Source organism: Sphaerisporangium sp. NPDC005289, from assembly GCF_040607455.1.
Classification (GTDB): Bacteria; Actinomycetota; Actinomycetes; order Streptosporangiales; family Streptosporangiaceae; genus Sphaerisporangium; species Sphaerisporangium rhizosphaerae.
The window spans coordinates 23,790-49,236 of sequence record NZ_JBEXGS010000032.1 but is presented as its reverse complement, the minus strand read 5'-3'; the positions used below and the strand labels follow the sequence as shown (position 1 = coordinate 49,236).

The window sequence follows — 25,447 nt, the reverse complement described above, 5'->3', positions numbered from 1 at the left end:
GATAACGCCGACGGCTCCCGCTCGCCCCCCAGAAAAGGAACCGCATGACCCCCACACGTACGAGGGCCCTCGCGGCGCTCGCTCTGGCACTGACCGGTCCGGTCGGTCTGGCCGCCTGCGGCGGCGGCACCTCCGGCTCCGCCTCGCCCACCGCCGGCGCCGGCGTCAACGGCAAGACCTTCACCCTCGACCTCGCGGGGGACCCGGGCGCGCTCGACCCGCAGGGTTCGGCGGTGAGCGCCCTGTTCGGCATGACGCAGTTCGCCTACGACAACCTGGTGGCCGTCGCGGAGGACGGCACGATCCGCCCGCAGCTCGCCAAGTCGTGGACCGTCGACGGCACCACGCTCACCTTCACGATCATGGACGGCGTGACGTGCTCCGACGGCACGCCGTTCACGGCTCGGACCGTGGTCGACAACATCGCCTACGTGGAGGACCCGGCCAACAAGAGCCCGTTCCTGGGGGTCTTCGTCCCCGCCGGCGCGAAGGCCTCCGCCTCGGGCTCGACGGTCACCGTCAAGTTGGCCGCACCGGCTCCGTTCGCGCTGAACTCCTTCTCGAACCTGCCGATGGTCTGCGACGCCGGCATGAAGAACCGCGCCACCCTCAAGGCCGGCACGAACGGCACCGGCCCCTACGTCCTCACCGAGGCGGTCCCGTCGGACCACTACTCCTACGAGCTCCGCAAGGGCTACACGTGGGGGCCCGGCGGCGCGACCACGGCGGAGCAGGGAATGCCGGCCAAGGTGGTCGTCAAGATCGTCGCGAACGAGACCACCGCCGCCAACGAACTGCTCGGGGGCACCATCAACGCCGTCATGATCACCGGCCCCGACGCCGCCCGCCTCGCCAAGGCGGGCCTGACCTCGGTGGGCACGCAGGCGATCATCGGTGAGCAGTGGTACAACCACGGGGACGGGCACGTCACCGCCGACGCGGCGGTGCGCATGGCGCTGACCCAGGCGCTCGATCTCAAGCAGCTTCAGGTCGCGCTGACCTCCGGCAAGGGCGTGCCCGCGACCCAGTTGGCCGCCCTCGCGCCGTCGGGCTGCGTCGGCGACGCCGTGACCGGCAACGTGCCGTCCTTCGACGCCGCCGCCGCGGGCGCCGCCCTGGACGCCGCCGGTTGGACGAAGGGATCGGACGGCATCCGCGCCAAGAACGGCAAGAAGCTCTCGGTCTCCCTCATCTACGACAACTCCCTCGGAAGCGGTGGAAGCGCCGCCGCGGAGCTCGCCGTGGCGGCCTGGAAGGCGGTGGGAATCGACGCCAAGGCCACCCAGCAGAACCAGACCCAGCTCTCCGGCGCGCTCTTCGGCACCGGTGACTGGGACATCGCCTGGGCGCCCGTCAACGTCAGCGCCCCCGACCAGATCATGCCGTTCGTCTCCGGCGCCAAGGCCCCGAAGGGCACGAACTTCGCCGCCATCGACAACGCCGACTACCTCACCCTCGCCACCAAGGCGATGGGCGCGAACGGCGCCGACGGGTGCAAGGACTGGTTCGCGGCCGAGCGGGCGCTCTACAAGGCCGCGGACCTGGTGCCGTTCGCCAACAACGTGATCCCGACCTTCCTCAAGGGCGCGAAGCTCTCCATCATCGGCAGCATCGTCCCGACCAGCATCCGGATGCTCGGTTGACGATGCAGAGGTCGACGCCGGCAGCCGTCCCGCCCGCGACCGGCCTCCGAAGCAGGGTGGGCGGTCTGTGGTCGCACAGGTGGCTCCGCTTCGCGCTGCGGCGGACGGGACGCCTGTTGACCTCGCTCTGGGTCCTGGTGACCGCCGCGTTCCTGATGATCCACCTGGTCCCGGGTGATCCGGTGCGCGCCGCACTCGGACCGACCGCTCCCGCGGAACTGGTGCTGGCGCGCAAGCAGGAGCTCGGGCTGCTCGACCCGCTCTGGCGGCAGTACGCCGACTTCCTCGTGCACCTGCTCCAGGGGAACCTGGGCATCTCGATCTCGACCCGGCTTCCCGTGGGCGAGATGATCGCCCAGCGCCTGCCCGCGACGGCCGAGCTGGCGGTGGCGGCGTTCCTGGTGTCGATGGTCGTCGCCGTGCCCGTGGGCGTCGTGATGGCGGTGATCACCCGCCGCGGGAAGGGGCGGCGTACGGAGCTGGCGTTCACGGGGACCAACGTCGTGCTCGGCGCGATCCCCGACTTCCTGCTCGGCGTCGGGCTGGTCTATCTGCTGGCGGTGCAGAGCAATCTCTTCCCGGTGGCGGGCCGGGCCGGCTTCGACTCCTATGTGCTGCCGGTGCTCGCGCTGGCGATCGGTCCCTCCGCGGTGCTGTCGCGCATCGTCCGCGTGGAGATGCTCGCCGTGATGGAGGCCGACTACATCCGCACGGCGCGGGCCAAGCGGCTCACGCCGTCGCGGGTCCATCTGGTGCACGCCCTGCCCAACGCCGTGACGGCGACCCTGACGCTCGGGGGCCTGCTGCTCAGCTCGCTGGTGGCCGGAACGGTCCTGGTGGAGAACGTCTTCGCCTGGCCCGGCCTCGGCGGAGCGATCGTCTCCTCGATCGTCGCCAAGGACTATCCGCTGGTCCAGGGCACCGTCCTGGTCTACGGGATCGGAGTCCTGCTGATCAACACCCTGGTCGACGTGGCACTCGCGCTGCTCGACCCGCGTTCGACGATCGGAGACGGCTGAGATGCGCGCGGCACGCGTCCTGCTCAGGCCCGTCGGCGTCGCCGGATTCGGCCTGCTCGCCATCGTCTTGCTGGTCGCCGTGTTCGCCCCGGTCCTGTGGGAGGGCCGTGCCACGGCCATCGACACCGGCAACCTGCTCGCCGGCCCCTCGGCCGAGCACTGGATCGGCACCGACAACCTCGGCCGGGACCTGTTGTTCCGGGTGCTGGTGGCCACCAGGCTCTCGATCGTGCTGGCCCTCGCGGCGACGGCGATCGGCATGGTGCTGGGCGTCGTCCTGGGCGCCGCGCCGATGCTGGCCGGGCGGCGGGTGGGCCGCTTCGTCACCTCGTCCGTCAACGTGCTGGTGGCCTTCCCCGGCCTGCTGCTCGTCCTGTTCTTCGCCGTCGTCTTCGGCGTCGGCGCGCGAGGGGCGGCACTGGCGGTGGGCCTCGCCGGGGCGCCCGCGTTCGCCCGGCTGTGTCACACACTCCTCGCGGGCGTCTCGGAGCGGGACTACATCGCCGCCGCCCGTATCGCGGGCGTGAGCCGGCTCCGCGTCCTTCTCCGCCATGCGCTGCCGAACATCGCCGAACCGCTCATCGTCAACGCGACGATGGCCGCAGGCGGGGTATTGCTCACCTTCTCCGGGCTCTCGTTCCTGGGGCTCGGAGTGCAGGCTCCGTCCTACGACTGGGGCAAGCTCATGCAGGACGGGCTCAACGGCATCTACGTCCACCCCCTGGCCGCGCTCGGGCCGGGCATCGCCGTCATCCTCGCCGGACTCGCGTTCAACCTCACGGGTGAGGCGTTCGCGGCCGCGTTCGGCATCGACGTGGTCCCCGGCATGGCGCGCGTACGCGCCGTCCGGAAGGCCGCCGGCAAGGACCCCGAGCGCACGGTCGCGGCGCCGGACCCTGTGGCCGGCTCGATCCTGTCGGTGGACGACCTGCGGGTGACGATTCCCGGCGCCCGGCGCCCGATCCAGGCGGTGCGCGGCGTCACGTTCGCCATCCGGGACGGCGAGGCCGTCGGGGTCGTCGGCGAGTCCGGCTCGGGCAAGTCGGTGACGGCGCTGGCGGTGGCCCGGCTCCTCGAGCGGCCGACGCGCGTCGAGGCGAACCACCTGGTCTTCGCGGGAGAGGACCTCATGGCCGCCGGCGATCCCCGCTCGTTGCGCGAACGCCTCGGCACGTCGATGGTCGTCGTCTTCCAGGACCCCATGACGTCCTTCAACCCGGCTCACCGGGTCGGACCGCAACTGGCCGAGGTGGGCCGCTTCCACCAGGGGCTGGGGCGCAAGGCGGCCTTCGCCCGTGCGGTCGACCGCCTCCGCGCGGTCAGGCTCCGCGAGCCCGAACGGCGCGCGAGGCAGTACCCCTTCGAGTTCTCCGGGGGAATGCGCCAGCGGGCGATGATCGGCATGGGCCTGATGGGGACACCGCGGCTCATCATCGCCGACGAGCCGACCACCGCCCTCGACGTCACGGTGCAGCGGCAGGTCCTCGGACTCCTCGCCGAGGTGCGCCGCGACACCGGCGCCGCCCTCCTGCTCATCAGTCACGACGTCTCGGTCGTGACCGAGGTGTGCGACCGGGTGCTGGTGATGTACGCCGGCCTCATCGTCGAGGAACTGCCGGCCCGCGACCTGCGGACCCTCGCCCGGCACCCGTACACGCGGGCGCTCGTCGCGGCCGTGCCGGACATGGAGACCGACCTGACGCGGCCGCTCGCCGTCATCCCCGGGTCGCCGGTCGACCCTTCCGACGTTCCGGCCGGCTGTGCCTTCGCGTCCCGCTGCCCGCTCGCGGACGACCACTGCCGCGCCGTCGAACCCCCGCTCCAGGCCGACGCGGCGGGCAACCGCGTGGCGTGCCACAAGGCCGGGCGGCCGCTTCCCGCCGAGACCGCGGAGGTCACCGCATGAGTCTCCTCAGCTTTCGCGACGTCTCCGTGCGTTACGGCGCGCACACCGTGCTGAAGGGCGTCAGCCTCGACGTCGCCGACGGCCAGGTCGTGGGCCTGGTCGGCGAGTCGGGCTCGGGAAAGTCGACGATGGCGCGGGCCGCCGTCGGCCTGGCGCCCGTGACGAGCGGCCGGATCCTGCTGGACGAACGGCCGGTCCCCCATCGGGGCCGGGTGCGCCCGGTGCAGATGGTCTTCCAGGATCCGTACTCCTCGCTCGACCCGCGGATGACCGTGGGCGAGAGCATCGCGGAGGCCATGCCGGAACGCCTCGGCAAGCAGGCCCGGCAGGCGGAGATCGCGCGCCTGCTCGCGCTGGTCCACCTGGACTCCGCACGCGCCGGCGACCTTCCCGTCCGGCTCTCCGGCGGCCAGCGTCAGCGCGTCGCGCTGGCCCGCGCGCTCGCCGCCCGGCCCAAGGTGATCCTCGCCGACGAGATCACCTCCGCGCTCGACGTCTCCGTCCAGGGCGCCGTGCTCAACCTCGTGCGCGACATGCGACGCGAGCTGGGGCTGTCCATGCTGTTCATCTCACACAACCTGGCGGTCGTCCGGTACGTCGCCGACCACGTGGCCGTGCTGTACGCCGGAGAGATCGTCGAGTACGGCCCCACCGCGCGGGTGCTCGGTGCGCCGCGGCACGACTACACCCGCCACCTCCTCGACGCTGTGCCCGGAGCCGTGCGCCGAACCTCATCGGGAAACGGGCGACACGCCCCCACCTCGCCCCTGAAGGAGCAGACGTGACCACCACCATCGACCAGGCCCACTGGCAGGACCGTCTCGACGAGCTCGCCGCGAAGCATGGCATTCCCGGCGCCCAGCTGGGCATCCTCCGGCTCGGCGCCGACGGCGCGGACGACGAACTGGTCACCGCGGCGACGGGCGTGCTGCACGCCGGAACCGGTCAGCCCGCGAGCACGGACTCGGTCTGGCAGATCGGCTCGATCTCCAAGGTGTGGACCGCGACCGTCATCATGCAGCTCGTCGACGAGGGAAGGTTCGCCCTCCGCACCCCGGTCACGGAGATCCTGCCGGAGTTCCGGCTGCGCGATCCGGAGGCGACCGCGGGCGTGGTCGTCTGGCACCTGCTGACCCATACCAGCGGCATCGACGGCGACCTGTTCACCGACACCGGCCGCGGTGACGACGCGCTGGAGAAGTACGTCGCGCTGCTGGCCGACTCCGCGCAGAACCATCCGATCGGCGCCACCTGGTCCTACTGCAACGCGGGCTATTCGGTGCTCGGCCGGATCATCGAGGTCGTCACCGGCCGAACCTGGGATCAGGCGATCAAGGAGAGGCTCTTCTCTCCGCTCGGCCTGACCCACACCTCGACCCTGCCCGAGGAGGCCATGGTCTTCGCCCACGCGATGGGCCACGTCAAGGGGGGCGAGGAGCCGGTGGTCGCGCCCGTGTGGGGCCTGCCCCGCGCGGTCGGCCCGGCCGGCCTGATCACGGCGACCGTCACCGACGTGCTCGCCTTCGCCCGGATGCACCTGGTGGGCGGGCTCGCCGCCGACGGCACACGTGTGCTGTCGGAGGAGAGCACCGCGGCGATGTCGGCCTACCAGACCGAATGCCCCGAGGAGCACCTGCTCGGCGATTCGTGGGGCCTGGGCTGGTTCCGCTGCGACTGGCACGGCCACCGGGCCTACGGGCACGACGGCAACACGATCGGGCAGGCGGCGTTCCTGCGCGTCCTGCCGGAGGCCGGCGTCGCGGTCGCGCTCAACACCAACGGCGGCAACACCCACGACCTCTATGTCGACCTCTATGAGGAGATCTTCACCGAGCTCACCGGCGTGCGGATGCCCGAGCCGTTCGAGCCGCCCGCCGAGCCGGTGACGGCCGACGTGGCGCCGTACGTCGGCACGTACGAGCGCGAGTCGGTGCGCATGGAGGTGTTCCAGGACGACGGCAAGCCGACCCTGCGCACCACTCTGATGGGCCCCTTGGCCGAACTCGACGACACTCCCGTCGAGACCTACGAGATGATCCCCGTCTCGCAGGGCGTATACGGCGTCCGGCTCAGCGGCATGGAGTCGTGGGCGCCGGTGAGGTTCTACTCGCTGCCCACGGGCGAGGAGTACGTCCACTACGGCGCCCGCGCGACCCCGAAGAAGCTCGGCTGACCATGCCCGGTACCTCGCGTGGCGCGCTCGGCCTGGAGATGTTCCTCGCCGACCTCAGGGAACTCGTCGAGTGCGAGTCGCCCTCATCCGATCAGGCCGCGGTCGCCAGGTCGGCCGACCTGGTCGCCCGCATCGGCGCGCGACGACTCGGCGCCGAGCCGGAGCGGATCACCATCGACGGGTGCTCGCACCTGCGGTGGCGATTCGGTGACGGCGAGCGCCAGGTGCTGCTGCTGGCCCACCACGACACGGTCTGGCCGCTCGGCACCCTGGCGACCCATCCGTACGAGATCACCGGCGGCGTGCTGCGCGGCCCCGGCTGCCTGGACATGCTCGCCGGCCTGGTCATGGCGATCCACGCCCTCGCCGATCTGCCCGAGCGCACCGGCGTCACCCTGCTGGTCACCGGGGACGAGGAGCTCGGGTCGCCCACCTCGCGCGCGCTGATCGAGCAGGAGGCCCGTCGCGCCACGGCGGCGCTCGTGCTGGAGGCGTCGGCCGACGGCGGCGCGCTCAAGGTGGGCCGCAAAGGCGTGTCACGGTACGAGGTCCACGTCATCGGTCGCGCCGCCCACGCCGGGCTGGAACCGGAGAAGGGCGTCAACACCACGATCGAGCTGGCCCACCTCGTGATCGCGGCGAACGCTCTGGGTGACCCGGCGGCCGGCACGACGGTCACCCCCACCGTGATCGCCGCGGGCACCACGTCGAACACGGTGCCCGCGTCCGGCTCGTTCGCCCTGGACGTGCGCGCGTGGAGCCACGACGAGCAACTCCGGGTCGATCGCGCGCTGCGCTCCCTGGCGCCGAACCTCCCCGGCGCGGCGATCGAGATCAGGGGCGGCGTCAACCGGCCACCGCTGGAGGAGCCGGCGAGCCGCTCGCTGTTCGAGCGGGCCGTCGCCGTGGCGGAACGGCTCGGTCTGCCGCCCGTGTCCGGCGCGACCGTGGGCGGCGCCTCGGACGGCAACTTCACCGCGGGGGTCGGGACGCCGACGCTCGACGGTCTGGGAGCGGTGGGCGGCGGCGCCCACGCCGACCACGAACACGTCGTCGTCGCCAGATTGCTCGACCGCACCGTGCTGGTGCGCGAGCTGGTCGCCGAACTCCGGGAGGACGGCGCGTGAGCATCGAGGCTTCTTCCCTCGACCTGGCGGCCGAGGACGCGGCGAGGTGGGCCGCGAAGGCGGCGGTGGTGGTCCGGGAGCTCCGGGACCTCGACGAGGCCCACGCCGTGATCGGCCTGCTCGTCGGGATCTGGGGCCGGCCGGACAACCCGCTGATCACGGTCGAGTTCCTGCGCGCCCTGACGAAGGCGGGCAACTACGTCGCCGGCGCCTACGCCGGCGACCGGCTCATCGGCGTCTGCATCGGCTTCCACGCGGAGCCGGCGGCACGCACCCTGCACAGCCATATCGCCGGGGTGACGCCGGGGCTGGCCGGTCGCGGTGTCGGAAGGGCGCTCAAGCTCCACCAGCGCGCGTGGGCGCTCGCCCGCGGCATCGTCACGATCGAGTGGACCTTCGATCCGCTGGTCAGCCGCAACGCCTACTTCAACATCGTCAAGCTGGGGGCGCTCCCCGTGGAGTACCTCACCAACTTCTACGGCGTGATGCACGACGCGATCAACGGCGGCGACGACACCGACCGGCTGCTGGTGCGCTGGGAACTGCTCTCACCGCGGGCCCGCGCCGCCTGCTCCGGCATGCCTTTCGGGCGTCCGGTCGCCGGCGCGTCGAGCAGGAGGGTCGCGGCTCCGGCCGACATCGCCGCCCTGCGCGCCGGCGACGGGGCGGCCGCCGCGGCCTGGCGCCTCCGGCTCCGCGGCGAGCTGGAGCCGCTGATGGCCTCCGGTGGCCGCGTCGTCGACTTCGACCTCGACCTCGGCTATCTCGTCGAGCTCGCCCGCCACTGACACGGCACAGGACCTGGAGAATCGCCATGAAGTTGCGCGGAATCGAGATGCGCCGTATCTCCATGCCGCTCGTGTCACCGTTCCGGACCTCGTTCGGCACGCAGACCGGGCGCGACATCCTCCTTCTCAAGGCCGTGACCGACGACGCCGAGGGCTGGGGCGAATGCGTCGCGCTCGCCGACCCGCTCTACTCCAGTGAGTACGCCGACTCGCAGGCGGACGTGCTGCGGCGCTGGCTGTTTCCGAAGCTGGCCTCGCCCGAGGGGCGAGAGGCGATCGCGCGCTCGGGTGCGGCCGCCGTCGCCGGCCTGCTCCACCCGTTCAAGGGGCATCGCATGGCCAAGGCCGCCGTGGAGATGGCGATCCTCGACGCGGAGCTGCGCGCGATCGGCCGCTCGTTCGGCCGTGAACTCGGCGCGGTCACCGACCGGGTTCCGAGCGGCGTGTCGGTCGGCATCCACGACACGGTCCCGCAGTTGCTGGCGGTCGTCGGGGAATACCTGGACGCGGGGTACGCGCGGATCAAGCTGAAGATCGAACCGGGGTGGGACCTGGTCCCGGTGGCCGCCGTACGCGAGCGCTTCGGCGCGGAGGTTCCGCTCCAGGTCGACGCCAACACCGCCTACACGCTCCGCGACGCGCGCCACCTCGCCAAGCTGGACGAGTTCGACCTGCTGCTGATCGAGCAGCCGCTGGAGGAGGAGGACGTCCTCGGGCACGCCGCGCTGGCACGGCGGCTGGCGACGCCGATCTGTCTCGACGAGTCCATCGTCTCCGCGCAGACCGCCGCCGCGGCGATCGCGCTCGGCGCCTGCCAGATCATCAACATCAAGCCCGGTCGCGTCGGCGGCTACCTCGAGGCCCGCAAAATCCACGACCTGGCCACGGCCCACGGAGTCGCGGTGTGGTGCGGGGGGATGCTGGAGACGGGCATCGGCCGCGCGGCCAACGCCGCCCTGGCCGCCCTGCCCGGATTCACGCTGCCGGGCGACATCTCCGCCTCCGGCCGCTTCTACCGCACGGACATCACCGAGCCGTTCGTCATCGAGGACGGCCACATCGCCGTACCGACCGGCCCGGGGCTGGGCGTCACGCCCATCCCCGAACTGCTCGACACGGTGACGACCTCGACCGAGTGGATCGCCTTCTGAGACCGGCGACCCGATCCGCGCGGCGCGCACCCCTCACGGCCGTCCCCGACCCGAACCGCGCGGTGCGCACACCGTCCCCGACCCGAACCGCGCGGCGCGCACGTCCTTCGATCCCCGCCGGCCCGGTCGCGTGGGAGCGTGGCCGCCTATACTGCCGGGCGTGAGCCAGCGTCCACGCGCCGGCCTCGGGCGGGTGCTGGACGACCTGGGGACCACGCTGCTCGAACCGGTCGCCGGTGACGCCGGCCGGCCGGGCGAGATCAGCGGGCTGGTCATCTTCGACCCGCTCGACGAACCCGTGCTGCCGCCGCGCTCGCTCGTGCTCGGGGTCGGCGTCGACCCGGCCGGCGGCACGCTGGCCGCCCTGCTCCGCTCACTCGGTGACCATGAGGCGGTGGGGCTCGTCGTCCGGGCTCCGGTCGCGCTGACGGCCGAGGTGCGGGATGCGGTCCAGGCGAGCGGCGTGGCCCTGATCGGCCTGCGCCGCGGTGCCACGTGGGCGCAGCTCACCGCCCTCATCCGCGCCATGCTCGCCGAAGGGGACATCGGTGTCACCGAGCACGAGTCGCTCGGCGGTCTCCCGTCCGGTGACCTGTTCGCGGTGGCCAACGCCGTGGCCGCGCTCCTCGACGCCCCCATCACCATCGAGGACCGCAACTCCCGGGTGCTCGCCTTCTCCGGCCGCCAGGAAGAGGCGGACCCCTCCCGCGTGGAGACGGTCATCGGCCGGCAGGTGCCCGAGCGGTACGCCACGCGGCTGACGGAACTGGGCGTCTTCCGCGACCTCTACCGCTACCAGCGGCCCGTCGTCGTCACGCCGGAGGCTCTGGGATACGAGGGGATGACGGTCCAGCGCGTCGCCATCGCGGTTCGCGCCGGCGACGAGATCCTCGGCTCGATCTGGGCCGCCATGGACGGCGACCTCGACGCCGAGCGCACGGGGGCGCTGCTCGACGCCTCGAAACTCGTCGCGCTGCACCTGCTGCGGATCCGCGCCGGCGCCGACGTCCAGCGAAGGCTGCGCACCGACCTGATCGGGACGGTCCTCGAAGGGGGTGCCGGCGCGCGGGACGCGCTCGTGCGGCTCGGCCTGGCCGGCCGCCGCCTCGTCATCGTGAGCGCGGGCCTGCTGGCCGACGACGATCACATCCGCGCCGACCAGAGCAGAGCGGCCGATCTGGAGCGGCTCGCGGACGCGCTGTCGGTCCACCTGTCGGCGACGGTGCCGTCGTCGGCGATGGGGACCGTCGGCGGCACGGTGTACGGCCTGCTGCCCGTGGTCGTCCCGACGGGCAGCCCCGAACAGCGGGCCGTCCGGCTGGCGTCCGACTTCGTGGACCGGGTCGGCGGCGGCCTGCGCGCGATCGTGGCGGTCGCCCCCGCGGGATCGGAGATCAGCGGCATCGTCCGGGGAAAGGCCCAGGCCGACCGGGTGCTCCGGGTGATGCGGGAGGGCCACACCACCCTGCGGGTGGCCCGGCTCGACGATGTGCAGACGCTCGCGCTGATCCTGGAACTGCGCGACCTCGCGGCCGCGCGCGACGAGCGGCCGGGCGGCGCGATCGCCCGCCTGATGGAGTACGACGAGCGGAACAACGCGGGCCTCGTCGAATCCCTGGAGGCCTGGCTGGACGCCCACGGCGACGTGGCGAAGGCGGCCGGCGCCCTGTTCATCCACGCCAACACCCTGCGCTACCGGCTCAGGCGCGTCACCGAGGTCGGCGAGATCGACCTGGACGACCCGGAGCAGCGGTTCGCGGCGATGCTGCACCTGCGCATCCTGGCGCCGCGCTAGCGTCCCGCGTCGGGACGACCCGGTGAACGTTCGTCGGACAGCACACCCAGAGCACCGTCCGGCCGCTGGACCTTCACGGAGATCGGCCGATCGCCGCCGGCACATCGACACTCCACAGATGCGAGTAAGTCGCAATAGCGATTGGAGTGCAGTTCTGTCAGACTGCCTCATAGGGGATGTCGTCACGCACGCTCGGCGACAGGTCGCCATGAACGCTCTCATCATGCGAAAGGCGGGCGGATGAACGGCCCACAGGTCACGGTGGAAGTGATCCTGCTCCGGTTCGGCGACCGCGGCTGGGCCTACCGGCGCTCCACGGCACCGCTCGACGGCGCCACCGTCCCCTGCGACCTGGCCAGAACCCTCGCCGGGCATCCCACCCTGCTGCACTCCACCAGCTGGCGCCACACCCCCGGGCACGGGCTGGTCCTCACCTACGCCGCCTACCCCGATCCCGCGGCCGGCGCGTCCGCCACCCCGCTCGACGAGCTCAGCATCGCCTTCGGCGACCGCCCCGACGCCCCCCGCCCCAGCGAGGTGACCACCGACCACGTCGCCGCCCACGCCATCAGGCACCTCGCCCACCTCGCCGGCGGCGACCCCGTGGCCGGCACCGCGATCGCCGGCGACGAGCCCCTGGCCGCCATGCTCAGCCTGGTGCCCGCGGAACTCGCCGGCGAGATCTGACGGGAGGGCCGGGTGACCATCGCCGTACTGGAAGCGCTGACCTTCGGTTTGAGTCGCATGGTGGCGGCGGCCGGCAAGGCCGGGGAACGTCTGTGCCTCCTGACGGGAGACCGGGACATCTACCGTCACGAACTCCAGCGCCTGCCGACGGACGCGCTGGAGATCGTCGATGTCGACACGCGTGCCCTCACCAGGTGTTCGGCGGTGCTGGCATCGCTGCCGGAACTCCGCGGCCTGATCTGCTCGACCGACACCTGGATGGTGCCCGGAGCCGAGCTGGCCGCCCGGTTCGGCCTGCCGGGTCCGAACCGCGAAACGGCGCGCGTGCTCCGCGACAAGCTCGCGGTGCGCCGCCTCCTGCACGAGCGGAACCCGTCCCTGAACGCGGCCGTCCCGGTCTCGCCCGGCGCGACGGCGACCATGGTGGAGAAGGCGGTCGGACTGCCGGCCGTCCTGAAGGACTCCGCGGGCACGGGCTCGCGCAACGTATGGCTCGCCCGTACCACCGGGCAACTGGAGCTCGCGCTCGCCGAGGCGGCCGGACGGTCCTTCATGGGCGGCCTGTTCGCCGAGCCGTACATCACCGGACCGCTCTACAGCGCCGAGACGCTGACCTGGGAGGGCCGTACCCGGCTGCTCGGCGTCTCCGGGCGGCTGACGTCGGCGCGCTGGTTCGGCCGTGAGGAACTGCTGTCGTTCCCCGCGATGCTGCCCGAGCCCGATCTGGCCGGCGTCGAACAGTGGGTGGCGCAGGTACTCGCCCTGGTGGGGCACACGCGCGGGTTCGCGCACGTCGAGTTCGTCTGGACGGTGAAAGGGCCCGAACTGGTCGAGATCAACGGCCGGATCGGCGGGTGCCTCGCGGGCGAGGCGATGTGCCGCTCCCTCGGGGTCAACGTCTATGAGGCGATGGTCGACATGGCCTTGGGCCGTGCACCCGCGCTGCTCGACGCCGTTCCGGACCTGGGCGCCATCTCGGCGCGGGGAGGCGGAACGGGGGCGACGGCGACCGTGCTCGTCTACCCCGACCGGCCCGGAACCTTGCGGAGGGTGGACGGACTGGAGGAGCTGGCCTCGCATCCCGGCTCACCGGAGTGGTATCCGACCATGACGATCGGGACGAGAGTGACGGATCTCGGCGACCAGGGGGCGTGCACGGGTCTGCTGCTGGCGGAGGGGCCGACGACCGAGCTGGCGGTGTACAACGCGATCAGCGCCGCCCACGCCGTCCGGCCGGTCATGGCGTCCGCCGGCCCGCCATGACCGGGTCTCTACCGGATGCGGCGGTGACAAAGGCTTCCGCCACTCGGCAGGATCATGGATTTCTGTCACGATGAGGGGCATGCCCGTTCTGCGCCTGTTGCGCGCCACCGTGTTCGCGGTGGTGTGCGTGGCGGTGTCGCTGGGCATGCACGCGCTGGCCGGCGGCGCCACCATCGACGTGGCGGTCTTCGTCGGGGCGACGGCGCTGGTGACGGGTGGCGCCTACGTGCTCTCCCGGCGGCAGCGGGGCCTGGGAGCCCTGCTCGCCGCGGCGTTCGTCACCCAGTACGGCCTGCACCACCTGTTCTCCGCGGCGATGCGGCCGCCACCGGTTCACGGTCACGGGCACGGCGGGCTGGCCGTGGGTGTGGCGATGCTGCTGGCGCACACGGTGACCGCGCTGCTGTCGGCTCACTGGCTGGAACGCGGGGAGACGGCGCTGGCCACGCTGCTGCGCCTGCTCGTCGCGGCCGTGGTGACCCTGCTGGTGCGGGTGGCCACGCCGTCCGCACCACGCCTCGTGCCACGGCGCCACGGGGACGGCGCGTCTTTGTTCCTCACCCGGCTGCTCGCCTCGGCCGTCTCCAGGCGCGGGCCGCCGGCGGGGGTCGTCGTCATCTGATCCGGGCCACGTGCCCGTGAGACCTTCACCGGCGCGGGCCGTCCCGGCCGGTCTCCGGTCGTCGCCTGCTCCGCGCCGCGCGCCGGCCGCCACCACGGCGGCCGTGCTCGCGGGCCAGGGCACCGCGACGTCCCCATGACGAACCCCGCCGAGGCGCGCGTCCACCTGTGCGCGCCTCCGTGAACGGAGACCTTTCATGACCTCTGACGTGCGCGAGCTTCAGCCTGCTCCCGAACGCTCCCGTTCCACCGCCTGGCCGGCCACGCGAGCGCTGCTGCTGCGCCTGCACTTCTACGCCGGCATCCTCGTGGCGCCCTTCCTGCTGGTGGCCGCCACCACCGGCCTGCTGTACGCCTCCTCCTTCCAGCTGGAGAAGGTCGTCCACGCCCACGAACTCACCGCTCCGCTTCCGCCCGCCGACCAGGCGCCGCTCCCCCTGGCGCGGCAGATCGCCGCCGCCCGGCAGATCGCCGCCGCCCGGCAGGCGCATCCGCAGGGGGCGATCGGCGCCGTGCGGCCCGCCTCCGAACCGGGAGAGACCACCCGCGTCCTGCTCAACGCGGAGGGCCTGCCGGAGAGCACCCAACTGGCGGTCTTCGTCGACCCGTACACCGGCCAGGTCCGCGGCGCGCTGCCGAGCTACGGCAGTTCGGGCGCGCTGCCCGTGCGCGCCTGGATCTCGAGCCTGCACCGCCATCTGCACCTGGGCGAGCCCGGACGCGTGTACAGCGAACTGGCGGCGAGCTGGCTGTGGGTCGTCGCGCTCGGCGGTGTCGTGCTGTGGCTGACCCACCGTCGCCGCACCCTGCGGCCCGACCGCAAGGCGAAGGGTCTGCGGCGCACCCTGTCCTGGCACGGCTCGGTGGGCCTGTGGATCACCGTCGGCCTGCTGTTCCTGTCCGCGACCGGCCTGACCTGGTCGAAGTACGCGGGAGCGAACGTCGACAAGCTCCAGACCGCGCTCAGCTGGTCCACCCCGTCCCTGCCCGCCACCGCTCCGGGGCACTCCGGCCACTCCGGGCACGGCGACGGGCCCACCACCGAGGACGACGCCGACCGCATCGTGCGAGCCGCGGCGGGCGCCGGACTGTCCGGGCCGCTGGAGATCGCCTGGCCCGCCAAGGCGGGCGGCGCCTTCACGGTCAAGGAGATGGACCGCCAGTGGCCTCAGCGCAACGACCAGGTCGCGGTCGACCCGGCGAGCGGCCAGGTGACCGGCGAACTGCGTTTCGCCGACTACCCCTTGGCCGCCAAGCTGACCCGCTGGGGCATCGACGGGCACATGGGCGTGCTGTTCGGCCTGGCCAACCAGATCGTCCTGGCCGCACTCGCCCTCGCGCTGATCTCCATGATCATCCTGGGATACCGGATGTGGTGGCAACGGCGGCCCACCCGAGGCTTCGCCGCCCCCTACGCGCGCGGCGGCTGGCGCGCGGCGCCCGTGCCCGTACTGCTGTCCATAGGAGTGGTCGCGATCGCGGTGGGCGTGTTCATCCCCCTGCTCGGCATCTCACTACTGGCCTTCCTGGCCATCGACGTCGTACTCGGCCTGGTCAAGCGCTCCACCTGACCCACGCACCGCGACCATCCACGGGATGGTGGCGGGCGACCCGGCTGTGCCCTGCGGACATCTCCGGCACCATCTCACACGCGGCGTCGGCCCGGGTGCGGCGGGGCCGGAAGGCGCACCCTCGCGGCAGATTGGTGAGCTCGACAGTGGGGACGACGAGCTCGGATCACAAGAGCGCGTTCCCCGCAGGTGACGGCGGTCGAAGGAGATCAGCGAGGCTCTCCTTCGGCTGCGAAATAGATGCAATAGCGAGTTCTTCGCACCTGTGGGAGACTGCATGTGTGACCGCGGCGCCCGATGAAGCTTCCTTGCAGCGCTATCCGGCCGGGCGGTCGGGCGCCGCGCCTCCGCATATCCGCCTGGTGAGCGGGTCGCAAGCCGCGACCTACCAGTCGATGGTGGCCGAAGTGGGCGGCCGGGTGTTCACCGGACCACCTTGGTGTGAACCGCACGGCTTCGCCCGCAGCGTAGCGGTCCGCATGCTGGTCGACCTGCACCAACCGGGCTTCGTGCTCGCCCTCGCCATGGACGGCGAACAGGTGTGCGGCTTCGCCTACGGGCATCTGGCCTCCCGCCTCGCGGCCCTGGCGGGGCATCCGAGCGCGGACGACTTCACCCTCAAGGAGCTGGCCGTACTGCCCGAGACGCGAGGACAGGGAATCGGCACCCGCCTGCACGACTCCCTGCTGGCGGTCGCGTGCGGCGGACCACGCTGGCTGGCCACCCATCCGGCCGCCACGGCGGCCCTCGGCCTCGGCCGGAAAAGGGGATGGCGAGAGGTGGCCTACCTCCCCGAGCGCGCCATGACCCCGCTCATCATGCGGAAGGCACGCGAGTGAGCGCCCCGCGTGACGGCGTCGCGGCCGTAAGGGGGCCGGCGGGGTGCTCGGCCGGAGCAAGGGTCGTGCGGCCGGAGGTCATCGCAGCAGCGGAATGACCTCGGCGAACGTCCGCATGTGATCCTCCATGACGCTGATGTAACCGATGCCGTACTCCTCGCGGTACCGCAGCAGAGTGTCGGCGATCTCCTGCGGCGAGCCGATCAGGACGCTGGGCAGTTCCGCGAGGGTCTCGGGCGGCACGCCCATGGCCGTGCCGAGCGGCGACAGGTCGATGTCGGCCACTGTGACGCCGACGCCGGCCACGAAGAGGTTCAGCGTGATGTCGGCGATCCGCTCGCCCGCCGCTTCCCGGACCCGCTCCACCCGGGACGCCAGAGCCTCCTCCGGGGTGCCCGCGCTCATGACAACCTTTCGGAGAAGGGCTCGAGGGTGTGCCGCCGCGCCGCGTCCGCCGCGGAACCGTGGGCGGCACGCGACAGGCTCTCCCACTTCTGCCGGCCGTCGAGGCGGCGCGCGTACTCCTCGCGCACCTCGTCCAAGCCTCCGACGCCGAACAGAACCCGCAGGGGTCCTCGGACGGTGATCGGTCATGACGTGCTCCCGGCGCAAACGCATCCGGCACCCCGAGACGGGTCTGCTCGAATTCGACTGCCAAGCGCTCCTGGAAGAAGACCGGTCACAGATCCTGGCGCTCTTCGTTCCCGCGCCCGGCACGGACACCGCCGACCGCCTCGCGCTGCTCGGCGTCCTACGCGCCGGTCAGCACCACTGACACCCCGCCTCCGCCGAGGTGGGAGACGGTCCCGGGATGACGCGCGGCCGCGTGTCAGGTAGGGCGCCGGCTCGTCATCCGCTGGGTCCCGACCACGTTCAGTAGCTCGAACTGCGCGGCGGTCGTGGTGCCGGGCGGCGCGGAGTAGACGACGATGCGCAGATCGGACCCCGGCACGGTGAGGACATCGCAGTCCACGGTCACCGCACCCACGTCCGGGTGGTGCACGACCTTGGTGTCCCCGATGCCGTACCTGCCGACCGCGTGCGCGGCCCACAGCTCACCGAAGCGCCGGCTGTCGAGCAGGTACAGGTGATCGCGTTCGGACACCGACAGGCGCAGTGCGCGGGACAGAGCAGTGAGCACCTGGGCAGACGGGGACGTGGCCCGTCCGCGTTCGAGGCGGACCACGTAGTCGACGGACAGCCCGGCCAGCTGGGCCAGTTCCTCGCGGCGCAGACCCGGCGCGCGCCGCACCCCGCCCGACGGCAGCCCGACCTCCCCGGGCGGCAGCCGGTCCCTCCAGTGGCGCAGGGCCGCGCCCAGGTCGGCACGGTCCGCGGGTCCGGTGGGTGCGCTGCTCATACCGCCTATTGTCCGCCATCATCCGAAAGACAGCCTGGTACAGGCAGTCCCCCCGTCGACGGGTACTCTGTCTGTCCCGGCGTCACTGGGCCATGGTGGCCGCATGACCATCACAGTGATCACCGGCGCCAACAAGGGCCTCGGCCGCGAAACCGCCAGGCGGCTCGTCGAACTGGGACACACCGTCTACGTGAGTGGCCGGGACGCGGAGCGGACCGAGCGGGCCGCCGCCGACCTCGGCGCACGCCCCCTGCTCCTCGACGTCACCGAGGAGGCGTCGGTGCGTGCCGCGGCCGCGACCGTACGTGAGGAGGCCGGCCGGGTCGACGTCCTCGTCAACAACGCGGGCGTCTCCGTGCCGCGCGCCACGGCACAGGACCTGACAGCGGATGCGCTGCGGGCGGTATACGAGCCGAACGTCTTCGGACCTGTACGAGTGACCAACGCGTTCCTGCCGCTGCTCGCAGCCGCGTCGCACCCGGTCGTCGTCAACGTGAGCAGCGGGCTCGGCTCACTCGCCATCAACGAAGACCCTTCGCTCGCGCCCGACTACGTGCCGGCGCCTGCGTACGCGTCGTCGAAGGCGGCGCTGAACATGCTCACCATCCACTACGCCAAGGCCCTGCCCGGAATCAGGTTCAACGCCGTGGACCCCGGCTACACGGCCACCGACCTGAACGGTCACCGCGGGCGGCAGACGGTGGAGGAGGGGGCGCGAGCCATCGTCGCGGCGGCGACCGCGCCCCCGGGAACCCCCACGGGCACCTTCACGAACACGGCCGGCAGGGTGCCATGGTAGACCTGCAGCACCGCCGGCCGGTCGATCGCGCCCGGAGATACGCACCCGGCGCTCTGCCACGTTAGCGCCGACAGTTTCCGGATACCTGGTGCGCTCCCCCGGCTGAACCGTCGCCGACCGCCGCAGGCCGCGGGTGCGGCCGTCGTCGCGCCGGCACCATGCCCGTGATCGGCGCACACGTCCGTGATCGGCCGCGGCAGGAACCGGGAGGACCGTTGAACGATCAAGATCCAACGGACACTTCCTGGCCGCTCTCAGAGCTTGATCGTGCGGGTGGTGATGCCGGCGACGTACTTGTGGTCCTGGTAGAAGCTGCACTTGGCCTTGTAGCGGTCGCCGTTGGTGCCCTTGATCCAACCGGACTTCCCGGAGACGCCGCTGCCGCTTCTGGCCACGTTGACGCGTATGCCGTGGGTGTGCCACTTGAGGCTGTGCCGGTGGATCGGCCAGCACTTGATCTGAAGGTAGCCGCGGCATCCGGTGATCTCCCCGGATATCCCGTACTGCGTGTTGTTGCGGCGGGCGATGAAGGCGTTCGCGCTGCAGTAGTACCTGGAAGCGGACGCAGGTGTGCCGGCCCTCGTCCCGGTGGCGGCCGATGCCGTTCCGGAGAGGGCGGGCGCGGACGAGAGGGTCACTACCGCGGTCACGATGAGAATTCCGGCGTTGGAAGTCATGTCCGTCCCGTTTCTTGTGGGGGCCGCCAAGGGTCACTGATCTTGGCGTTCCCCTCCTTAGATGCGCCCGTGTGCGGAGATGTTCACTCCGACGTCCGCCGGCATGTCAGGGCCTCAGGCTGAAGGATCCGGCCGGGCGAGGGGCCGACCTGCCCGGACGTGCAGCGGGGGCGCGCCCACCTAACAGCCTGTCCACACATCCGGGGCGACTTCACCTTGTCCGCCTCACCTTGTCCGTCCAACGCGCTCACGCGGAGGCGGGTGATCCGCCCTCGGCCAGCCAGCCGCTTGTCTCAGCGAAGGCGCGTCAATGCACTGGACCGGCTTCCGGATGGCGTCGCAGGCGCTGCCGCCGGTGTCGTCATCGGCTCGTAAGGTTTCGGCGCTGTTCCTGTACCTAATCTGGTCGCATGATCCCAGTTCGCGGAGCCCGCGTGGCGGTCGTCGCCCTGTCAGCGGCGTTGCTGGTGTCCGCGTGTGGCGGCCTCAACGGCAGTCGGGCAGCCGATCCGGTCGGCGGCGCCTCTCCACCGTCTGCCGCCCTGCCGCCTGCCACGTCGGCATCGGCGTCGGCATCGGCGGCGTCGTCGGCGTCGGGCCGGGTCGCCGTGCCCGACGCGCTGCGGTTCAGCGCGACGACCCTGAAGGGTGAGAGGTTCGAGGGGGCGAGCCTGGCGGGCAAGCCGGTCGTCTTCTGGTTCTGGGCGCCGTGGTGTCCCAACTGCCTGTCCGAGGCGCCCGCGGTCAAGGCCACCGCGGCCAGGTTCACCCGGGTGAGGTTCGTCGGGGTCGCCGGTCTGGACACCGAGGCGGCGATGAAGGAGTTCGTCCAGCGCACCGGCACCGGCACCATCGTGCACCTGTCGGATGAGAAGGGCACGGTGTGGACCAAGCTCGGCATCAGCCGGCAGTCCACGTACGTGTTCATGAGACCCGACGGGGTGACGGCCAAGGTGTCGGGCCCGCTCGACTCCGCCGAACTGGCCGACCTCGTCCAGCGCCTGGCCGGATGAGACCCCTCATGCCGCCGGACACCCGTAGCGGGGCAGGCCGCCGATGATCGCCGGCCTGCCGCTCGCGCTGGCGCTGACGGCGGGTCTGGTGGCCGCCTTCAACCCGTGTGGGTTCGCGATGCTGCCGGCCTACCTCACCTTGCTCATCACCGGCGACACATCCTCCCCCCGCCGCCCGGTAAGCCGGGCGCTGGTCCTGTCGGCGGCGATGAGCGCCGGGTTCGTCACCGTCTTCGGCCTGTTCGGGCTGGCCGTGACCCCGCTGGCCCTCTCGGTCGGCCGCTACCTGCCCTGGGTGACGATCATCATCGGCGTTCTCCTGCTGGGCCTGGGCGGATGGCTGCTGGCCGGTCGCGAGCTGCTGCTGCGCGTGCCCCGGCTGGCCACCGGCCGTCCTACCACCACCTCGGTCGTGTCGTTGTACGGCTACGGCCTGTCGTACGCGGTGGCGTCGCTGTCCTGCACGATCGGGCCGTTCCTCGCGGTCGTCTCCGCCTCCGTGGCGAGCGGCGGCCTGCCCGGCGGGCTGGCGATCTTCGTGGCCTACGCGCTCGGCATGGCACTGGTCATCGCGCTGCTGTCGCTGACCGTCGCGCTGGCCCACGCCGCCGCGGTGGCGCGCCTGCGACGGCTGCTGCCCTACCTGTCCCGGATCAGCGGCGTCCTGCTCCTGCCCGCCGGACTGTACGTCATCTACTACGGCTGGTACGAGCTGCGCATCTACTCCGGCGCCCCCAGCGGGGACCCGCTCGTGCACGCCGCCGTCACCGTCCAGGGCACGCTCTCCTCCTGGGTGGAGACCCTCGGCGCGGGCGGCATCGCCCTCATGCTCACCGCACTCATCCTCGGCGCGTCCGCACTCCGACGCATACGACGCAGGAAGATCACACGTATCAGGTGACAAGCTCATCGTCACCAGGTGATCGTGCTGCGCGCGTGACCACGTTGCCTTCGACCTTCGAGGAGAGATCATGACCGAGCCGTCCGTGACCAGGCCACAGGCAGTGATCTTCGATGTGAACGAGACCCTCACCGACATGGAGCCGCTGCGCGACCGGTTCGAGGAGGCCGGCCTTCCCCGTGATTCGATGGACACCTGGTTCGCGAGCGTGCTGCGCGACGGATTCGCGCTCACCGTGGCCGGGGGATACGCCGACTTCGCCGACATCGCCGCCGAGGTGTTAAAGGAACTGCTCGTGAGCAGGGGTGCCACGGACGGCGACGTCGACCCCGGCACGGCGGTCGATCACGTGCTGGGCGCGTTCAGACGGTTGCGGGTGCATCCCGACATCCCTGAGGGGATGCGCCTGCTGCACCAGAGCGGCATCCGGCTGTTCACCATGACCAACGGCGCCGCGGCGATGACCGAGGGCATCCTCGCCCGCGAGGGGCTGCTCGACCTGGTGGAGGCGCGGCTGGACGTCAGCGCTCCCCGCGCCTGGAAGCCGGCCCGGGCCGCCTACGAGTACGCGCTCGGCGCGACCGGCGTCCGGCCGGACCAGGCGGCCCTGGTCGCCGTGCACCCCTGGGACATCGACGGCGCCCAGCGCGCCGGCCTGACCGGGGCCTGGCTGAACCGGCGCGGTCTGCCCTATCCGGGCACGATGACCGTCCCGCGGGTGACCGCGCCCGACCTCGTGACCCTCGCGGGCCGGTGGGCTTAGGATCCGCCCGTCACGAGGCCGGGATGGCGATCTCCAGCCAGACCGTCTTACCGCGCCCGCTCGGCGAGCTGTTCCACGCGCTGGCCAGTGCCTCCACCAGGAACAGGCCGCGTCCGTGCTCCGCCTCAGCGCTGCCTTCCTCGGACAGGGAGAAGGGGGAAGGCACCGGCGGATCGCTGTCGGAGTCCCGTACTTCGAGGCGGACGCGATCGGCGAACGCGCGCAGCCGCACGTCGACGTCGGTGCCCGCGTGGATGAGCGCGTTGGTGACGACCTCGGAGGTGACGAGCTGCAGGTCCTCCGACACCTCCGTCAGGCCCCACTGGCACAGCAGGTCATGCACCAGGCCCCGGACCTCCTTGGCCCCCCGCAAGTCGCGTGCCTCGATGTGCAGGTGCCCCGTGCGGGGCACGTCTTCGGCGCCTTCGTAGCGGGCCAGGAGCAGCGCCACGTCGTCGCGGCGGCGCCGCGGATCGGGTGCCTCGGTGAGGAGGCGGTCGGCCAGCTTCTCGAGATCGGCGCCCGCCTCGAGGGCGGCGGAACGGAAGATCGCGGCTGCACCATCACCGGGGTCCTCGACGCGCGGGTCGACCAGCCCGTCCGAGTACAGCATGAGCACCGACCCCGCCGTCAGCGTGTGCTCCCGCGCACGGTAGGGAGTCGGCGCGGCCACTCCGAGCGGCACGTTGGCCGGGGCCTCCAGGGTACGGAGGACGCCGTCGGAGCATCGCAGGAGCGGTGCCGGATGGCCGGCGAGCGCCACCTCGGCGTGGCCGTCCGCCGTGTCCAGGGCGACGACGCAGCACGTGGCGAGCAGGTCGGTGCCAAGCCGGGAGAGAAGCGCGCCGGTCCGCTCGAGGAGCGCCGCCGGCCCATGGCCCTCCGTCGCGTACGCCGCCACCGCGCTGCGCAGCTGGCCCATGACCGCGGCGCTCTCCAAGGTGTGGCCCTCCACGTCACCGATGACCAGCACGACGCGCTCGTCCGGCGATTCGATCAGGTCGTACCAGTCGCCACCCACCTCGTAGGTGGCGGCGGCGGGCTGGTAGCGGGCCGTGGTGGTGAGTCTCGGCACGTCCGGCAGTACGGGCGGGAGCAGCCTCTTCTGCAGGCATTCGGCGTACGCCTGCCGCTTCCTGGTCAGTTCGATGCGTTCGACGGCCGAACCCAGCCACCCGGCCATCATGGTGAGGACGGCCCTCTCCTCGGGGGCGAAGCGCCGAGGTCCGCCGAAGGACAGGCAGCAGACGCCGACCACGTGGTCGCTCCCGGTGAACGGCACGTCGATGACATGTCTGCTTCCGATGAGCGGAAGGTAGGCGGCGGCGTACATCTCATGATCGAGGCCCTCGGCGGCCGGCCGGTCCGGGTCACCCGAGACGAAGAGCGCACGTCCCGCGACCGCCTGGGCGGCGGGCGTGTGGGCGTGCAGCCCTGAGCCGTGGAGCTCGTGCACGAGGTCGGAGGAGTCACCGCTGTGCCCGATGACCCACAGGCGCCCGTCGCCCACCGAGGCCAGCACCATTGCCCGGGCGTGGAACGGCGACATGACGCAGAACCGTGCCGCTCCGACGACGTGATCCATGGTGGTCGCCCGGTTCAGCATGTCGGCCAGCCGCTGCAGCGGATACATGAGGCTCAGGCCGGCCGATCCGGGGACCCCCGGCACTCCCCAGACGGCGAGGCCGGCCGATCCGGCCGGCGACTCGGCGCCCGGGGCGGCCTCACCGGCGTTCGCCGGATACGGCTGGGCCTTCGCCGCGTCGAACACGGGGACGAGCACGGGCAGATGCCCGGGTGTGATCGGCCCGCGACGGGCGGCGAGGGCGTCGAGGACGACGGCGAGCCGGTCGCCGATCGTCTTGAGCACCGCGCGATCTTCGTCGGCATAGCCGCCTCTGTCCTCGGGCCGGAGGACCGTCAGGGCGCCGAAGCGGTGCTCTCCTGCCCAGAGGGGGGCCGCTGCCACGGTGTACGGATAGGGCGTGCCCCCCGGACGGTCGTCGGCCCGCGGATCCGGATCGGCCAGGACCGCCACCGTCCCGTCCAACACGGCTCGTGCGGAGGCGTAAGGAGCGTCGAGCGCCATGCGGCCCGGGAGCGTGAAGACCGACGGTGGGCTGCCGCCGATCATCGCGGCCTTGAGTTCGGCGCCGTCGGCCGTCAGGAGGTAGACGGCCGCCGCGACGGCGTTCAGCCGGTCAGCGGCCTCACACACGGCAGGATGCAGTGCCGCCGCGAGATCGCCCGGGATCTCAACGGGCCCGTCCTCGCGGGCGTCTCGCACGACCATCCCGCTGCCCGTCACGGAGGCGCTTCCCGTCCCGTCGAAATGGGCGAACGCCCGGCATCCGCGTGCCTTCCAAAGACAGATCGCCGTCGAGCCGCCTCCGCCCGCCCGCCCCACGCCGTGCTGCCCCGGCCCCAGGCAGCGGCGACCCGGCCGCCCCACGCCGCAGTGACCCGGCCGCCGCACACCGCAGCGACCCGGCCGCCGCACACCGCAGCGACCCGGCCGCCGCACACCGCAGCGACCCGGCCGCCGCACACCGCGATGACGGCTTGGCCGCCCCACGCCGACGAGGACCGCAGCTCCGTCCCTCGATACGGGCTCATCCGAAGGCCTCCGTCACGTCCTGTCGGCGTCTCTGATAACGGCGATCGTGTGCTTTCCTCCAGGCACCCCGGAGACGCCTGTCGTCGCGCCCACTCGCGGTCGGCCGACCCCGTGCGCATTCCGAACTCCGCCAGGGGCTCTCACACCGGCTTCCGCCTCGACGGCGGGACGCGCGTCCGGCGAGGTCAGGCGCCTGCGGGCCGTACTCCTGTACGCCCCATCCTACGACGCGCCCCACCGGCGGCCCGGAGGAGATGTCCGGTATACAGTCCGCTCGGCACGGCACCCACCGACACCTGGACGGCCACGTCCACCACGCTTCATCTCCCGATGCCCGAAACCCTTGGTCACCCACGCCCCGGTTCTGCGATCAGCAGCGGGGCGTTTCGGCTGCTGGCGGCCAACTGGGCAGCGTTGCGCGCAGAATCGGCTTTCCCGGGCTGCACTTCCATGATCTCCGGCGTACTTGAAAGGAGCGCGGAGGCGCTTGGAGCGCATTGATCTGATGCCACGGGCGGGCAGATCCGGTCAGCGGCGAGCCGACGGATAGCCGACCTTAGCTCGGCTCGGCCAGGGGTCAGTCCCGTGGACACAGAGACCGGGCCGAAGTTCGCGCCCATTGGCGCACGTGCCAATAAATGCGGACATAGCAACCTTAGGCGACTGCGCCATCACGCGTCCGGTGACACGCGGCATCGCCGGAGGTGGATGGCCGACGTCGCGTCGCAGGAGAC

Annotated in this window: 23 protein-coding genes; 19 read left to right on the top strand and 4 right to left on the bottom strand. The window is 71.9% G+C overall.

Translation table 11 applies throughout. From position 1 onward, the window contains the following. The first annotated feature begins 44 nt into the window (after positions 1–44). The 14 genes from ABZT47_RS36515 (at position 45) to ABZT47_RS36450 (ending at position 16,583) form a co-directional block, all read left to right on the top strand. Positions 45–1,643: an ABC transporter substrate-binding protein gene (locus ABZT47_RS36515; RefSeq protein ID WP_354852496.1), complete on the top strand. Its 1,599-nt coding sequence runs from the start codon at positions 45–47 to the stop codon at positions 1,641–1,643. 2 nt (positions 1,644–1,645) lie between these two features. Beyond that, on the top strand, positions 1,646–2,662 hold the full coding sequence (locus tag ABZT47_RS36510) for an ABC transporter permease (protein WP_354852494.1): 1,017 nt from the start codon (positions 1,646–1,648) through the stop codon (positions 2,660–2,662). Position 2,663: 1 nt separating this feature from the next. Beyond that, the gene (locus ABZT47_RS36505; RefSeq protein ID WP_354852492.1) at positions 2,664–4,568 is read left to right on the top strand and encodes a dipeptide/oligopeptide/nickel ABC transporter permease/ATP-binding protein; all 1,905 of its coding nucleotides are present in this window, start codon (positions 2,664–2,666) and stop codon (positions 4,566–4,568) included. Continuing rightward, on the top strand, positions 4,565–5,353 hold the full coding sequence (locus tag ABZT47_RS36500; protein ID WP_354852490.1) for an ABC transporter ATP-binding protein: 789 nt from the start codon (positions 4,565–4,567) through the stop codon (positions 5,351–5,353). Before ABZT47_RS36505 ends, ABZT47_RS36500 begins: the two co-directional genes overlap by 4 nt. Further along, the gene (locus ABZT47_RS36495) at positions 5,350–6,741 is read left to right on the top strand and encodes a serine hydrolase domain-containing protein (protein ID WP_354852488.1); all 1,392 of its coding nucleotides are present in this window, start codon (positions 5,350–5,352) and stop codon (positions 6,739–6,741) included. Before ABZT47_RS36500 ends, ABZT47_RS36495 begins: the two co-directional genes overlap by 4 nt. A gap of 2 nt (positions 6,742–6,743) precedes the next feature. After that, positions 6,744–7,868, top strand: coding sequence for a M20 family metallopeptidase (locus ABZT47_RS36490; RefSeq protein ID WP_354852486.1), 1,125 nt, complete (start codon positions 6,744–6,746; stop codon positions 7,866–7,868). Beyond that, positions 7,865–8,656 (top strand): GNAT family N-acetyltransferase, encoded by a 792-nt coding sequence (locus ABZT47_RS36485; protein WP_354852484.1) that lies wholly within the window; start codon positions 7,865–7,867, stop codon positions 8,654–8,656. Before ABZT47_RS36490 ends, ABZT47_RS36485 begins: the two co-directional genes overlap by 4 nt. A 26-nt stretch (positions 8,657–8,682) precedes the next feature. Then, positions 8,683–9,807, top strand: coding sequence for an o-succinylbenzoate synthase (menC, locus tag ABZT47_RS36480; protein WP_354852482.1), 1,125 nt, complete (start codon positions 8,683–8,685; stop codon positions 9,805–9,807). Between the two features lie 160 nt (positions 9,808–9,967). Beyond that, positions 9,968–11,602: a helix-turn-helix domain-containing protein gene (locus ABZT47_RS36475; protein ID WP_354852481.1), complete on the top strand. Its 1,635-nt coding sequence runs from the start codon at positions 9,968–9,970 to the stop codon at positions 11,600–11,602. A gap of 240 nt (positions 11,603–11,842) precedes the next feature. Next, a complete protein-coding gene (locus ABZT47_RS36470) occupies positions 11,843–12,289 on the top strand; it encodes a hypothetical protein (RefSeq protein WP_354852479.1) in 447 nt (148 codons plus the stop codon). A gap of 12 nt (positions 12,290–12,301) precedes the next feature. Next, complete coding sequence (locus ABZT47_RS36465; RefSeq protein ID WP_354852478.1) at positions 12,302–13,552, top strand: hypothetical protein; 1,251 nt, start codon at positions 12,302–12,304, stop codon at positions 13,550–13,552. A 79-nt stretch (positions 13,553–13,631) separates the two neighbouring features. Beyond that, complete coding sequence (locus tag ABZT47_RS36460; protein ID WP_354852476.1) at positions 13,632–14,174, top strand: hypothetical protein; 543 nt, start codon at positions 13,632–13,634, stop codon at positions 14,172–14,174. 196 nt (positions 14,175–14,370) lie between these two features. Then, positions 14,371–15,744, top strand: coding sequence for a PepSY domain-containing protein (locus ABZT47_RS36455; RefSeq protein WP_354852474.1), 1,374 nt, complete (start codon positions 14,371–14,373; stop codon positions 15,742–15,744). A 362-nt stretch (positions 15,745–16,106) separates the two neighbouring features. Beyond that, positions 16,107–16,583, top strand: a complete 477-nt coding sequence (locus ABZT47_RS36450; protein WP_354852472.1) for a GNAT family N-acetyltransferase — start codon at positions 16,107–16,109, stop codon at positions 16,581–16,583. A 78-nt stretch (positions 16,584–16,661) separates the two neighbouring features. On the opposite strand, the gene ABZT47_RS36445 is transcribed toward ABZT47_RS36450, so the two are convergent. Next, complete coding sequence (locus tag ABZT47_RS36445; protein ID WP_354852470.1) at positions 16,662–16,988, bottom strand: hypothetical protein; 327 nt, start codon at positions 16,986–16,988, stop codon at positions 16,662–16,664. A 187-nt stretch (positions 16,989–17,175) separates the two neighbouring features. Between ABZT47_RS36445 and ABZT47_RS36440 the strand changes: the two genes are divergently transcribed. Further along, a complete protein-coding gene (locus ABZT47_RS36440) occupies positions 17,176–17,358 on the top strand; it encodes a hypothetical protein (RefSeq protein WP_354852468.1) in 183 nt (60 codons plus the stop codon). Positions 17,359–17,412: 54 nt separating this feature from the next. Here the strand turns inward: ABZT47_RS36440 and ABZT47_RS36435 are convergent, their stop codons facing one another. Beyond that, positions 17,413–17,943 (bottom strand): helix-turn-helix domain-containing protein, encoded by a 531-nt coding sequence (locus ABZT47_RS36435; RefSeq protein ID WP_354852466.1) that lies wholly within the window; start codon positions 17,941–17,943, stop codon positions 17,413–17,415. A 103-nt stretch (positions 17,944–18,046) separates the two neighbouring features. Between ABZT47_RS36435 and ABZT47_RS36430 the strand changes: the two genes are divergently transcribed. Next, entirely contained in the window at positions 18,047–18,742 is a 696-nt protein-coding gene (locus tag ABZT47_RS36430) for an SDR family NAD(P)-dependent oxidoreductase (protein WP_354852464.1), read from the top strand. Between the two features lie 254 nt (positions 18,743–18,996). Here ABZT47_RS36430 and ABZT47_RS36425 read toward each other — a convergent pair whose 3' ends face one another. After that, positions 18,997–19,392 carry a hypothetical protein gene (locus ABZT47_RS36425; protein WP_354852462.1) on the bottom strand — a complete coding sequence of 132 codons (396 nt, stop codon included), beginning with the start codon at positions 19,390–19,392 and terminating at the stop codon, positions 18,997–18,999. Between the two features lie 437 nt (positions 19,393–19,829). Between ABZT47_RS36425 and ABZT47_RS36420 the strand changes: the two genes are divergently transcribed. The 3 genes from ABZT47_RS36420 to ABZT47_RS36410 all read left to right on the top strand — a co-directional run bounded on the left by ABZT47_RS36420 (position 19,830) and on the right by ABZT47_RS36410 (position 22,096). Further along, the gene (locus tag ABZT47_RS36420; RefSeq protein WP_354852460.1) at positions 19,830–20,432 is read left to right on the top strand and encodes a redoxin domain-containing protein; all 603 of its coding nucleotides are present in this window, start codon (positions 19,830–19,832) and stop codon (positions 20,430–20,432) included. Between the two features lie 43 nt (positions 20,433–20,475). Next, a complete protein-coding gene (locus ABZT47_RS36415; RefSeq protein WP_354852459.1) occupies positions 20,476–21,333 on the top strand; it encodes a cytochrome c biogenesis protein CcdA in 858 nt (285 codons plus the stop codon). A 70-nt stretch (positions 21,334–21,403) separates the two neighbouring features. Further along, positions 21,404–22,096, top strand: a complete 693-nt coding sequence (locus tag ABZT47_RS36410) for a haloacid dehalogenase type II (RefSeq protein WP_354852457.1) — start codon at positions 21,404–21,406, stop codon at positions 22,094–22,096. A 10-nt stretch (positions 22,097–22,106) separates the two neighbouring features. Here ABZT47_RS36410 and ABZT47_RS36405 read toward each other — a convergent pair whose 3' ends face one another. Then, positions 22,107–24,404, bottom strand: a complete 2,298-nt coding sequence (locus ABZT47_RS36405; protein WP_354852455.1) for a SpoIIE family protein phosphatase — start codon at positions 24,402–24,404, stop codon at positions 22,107–22,109. Positions 24,405–25,447 lie beyond the last annotated feature (1,043 nt).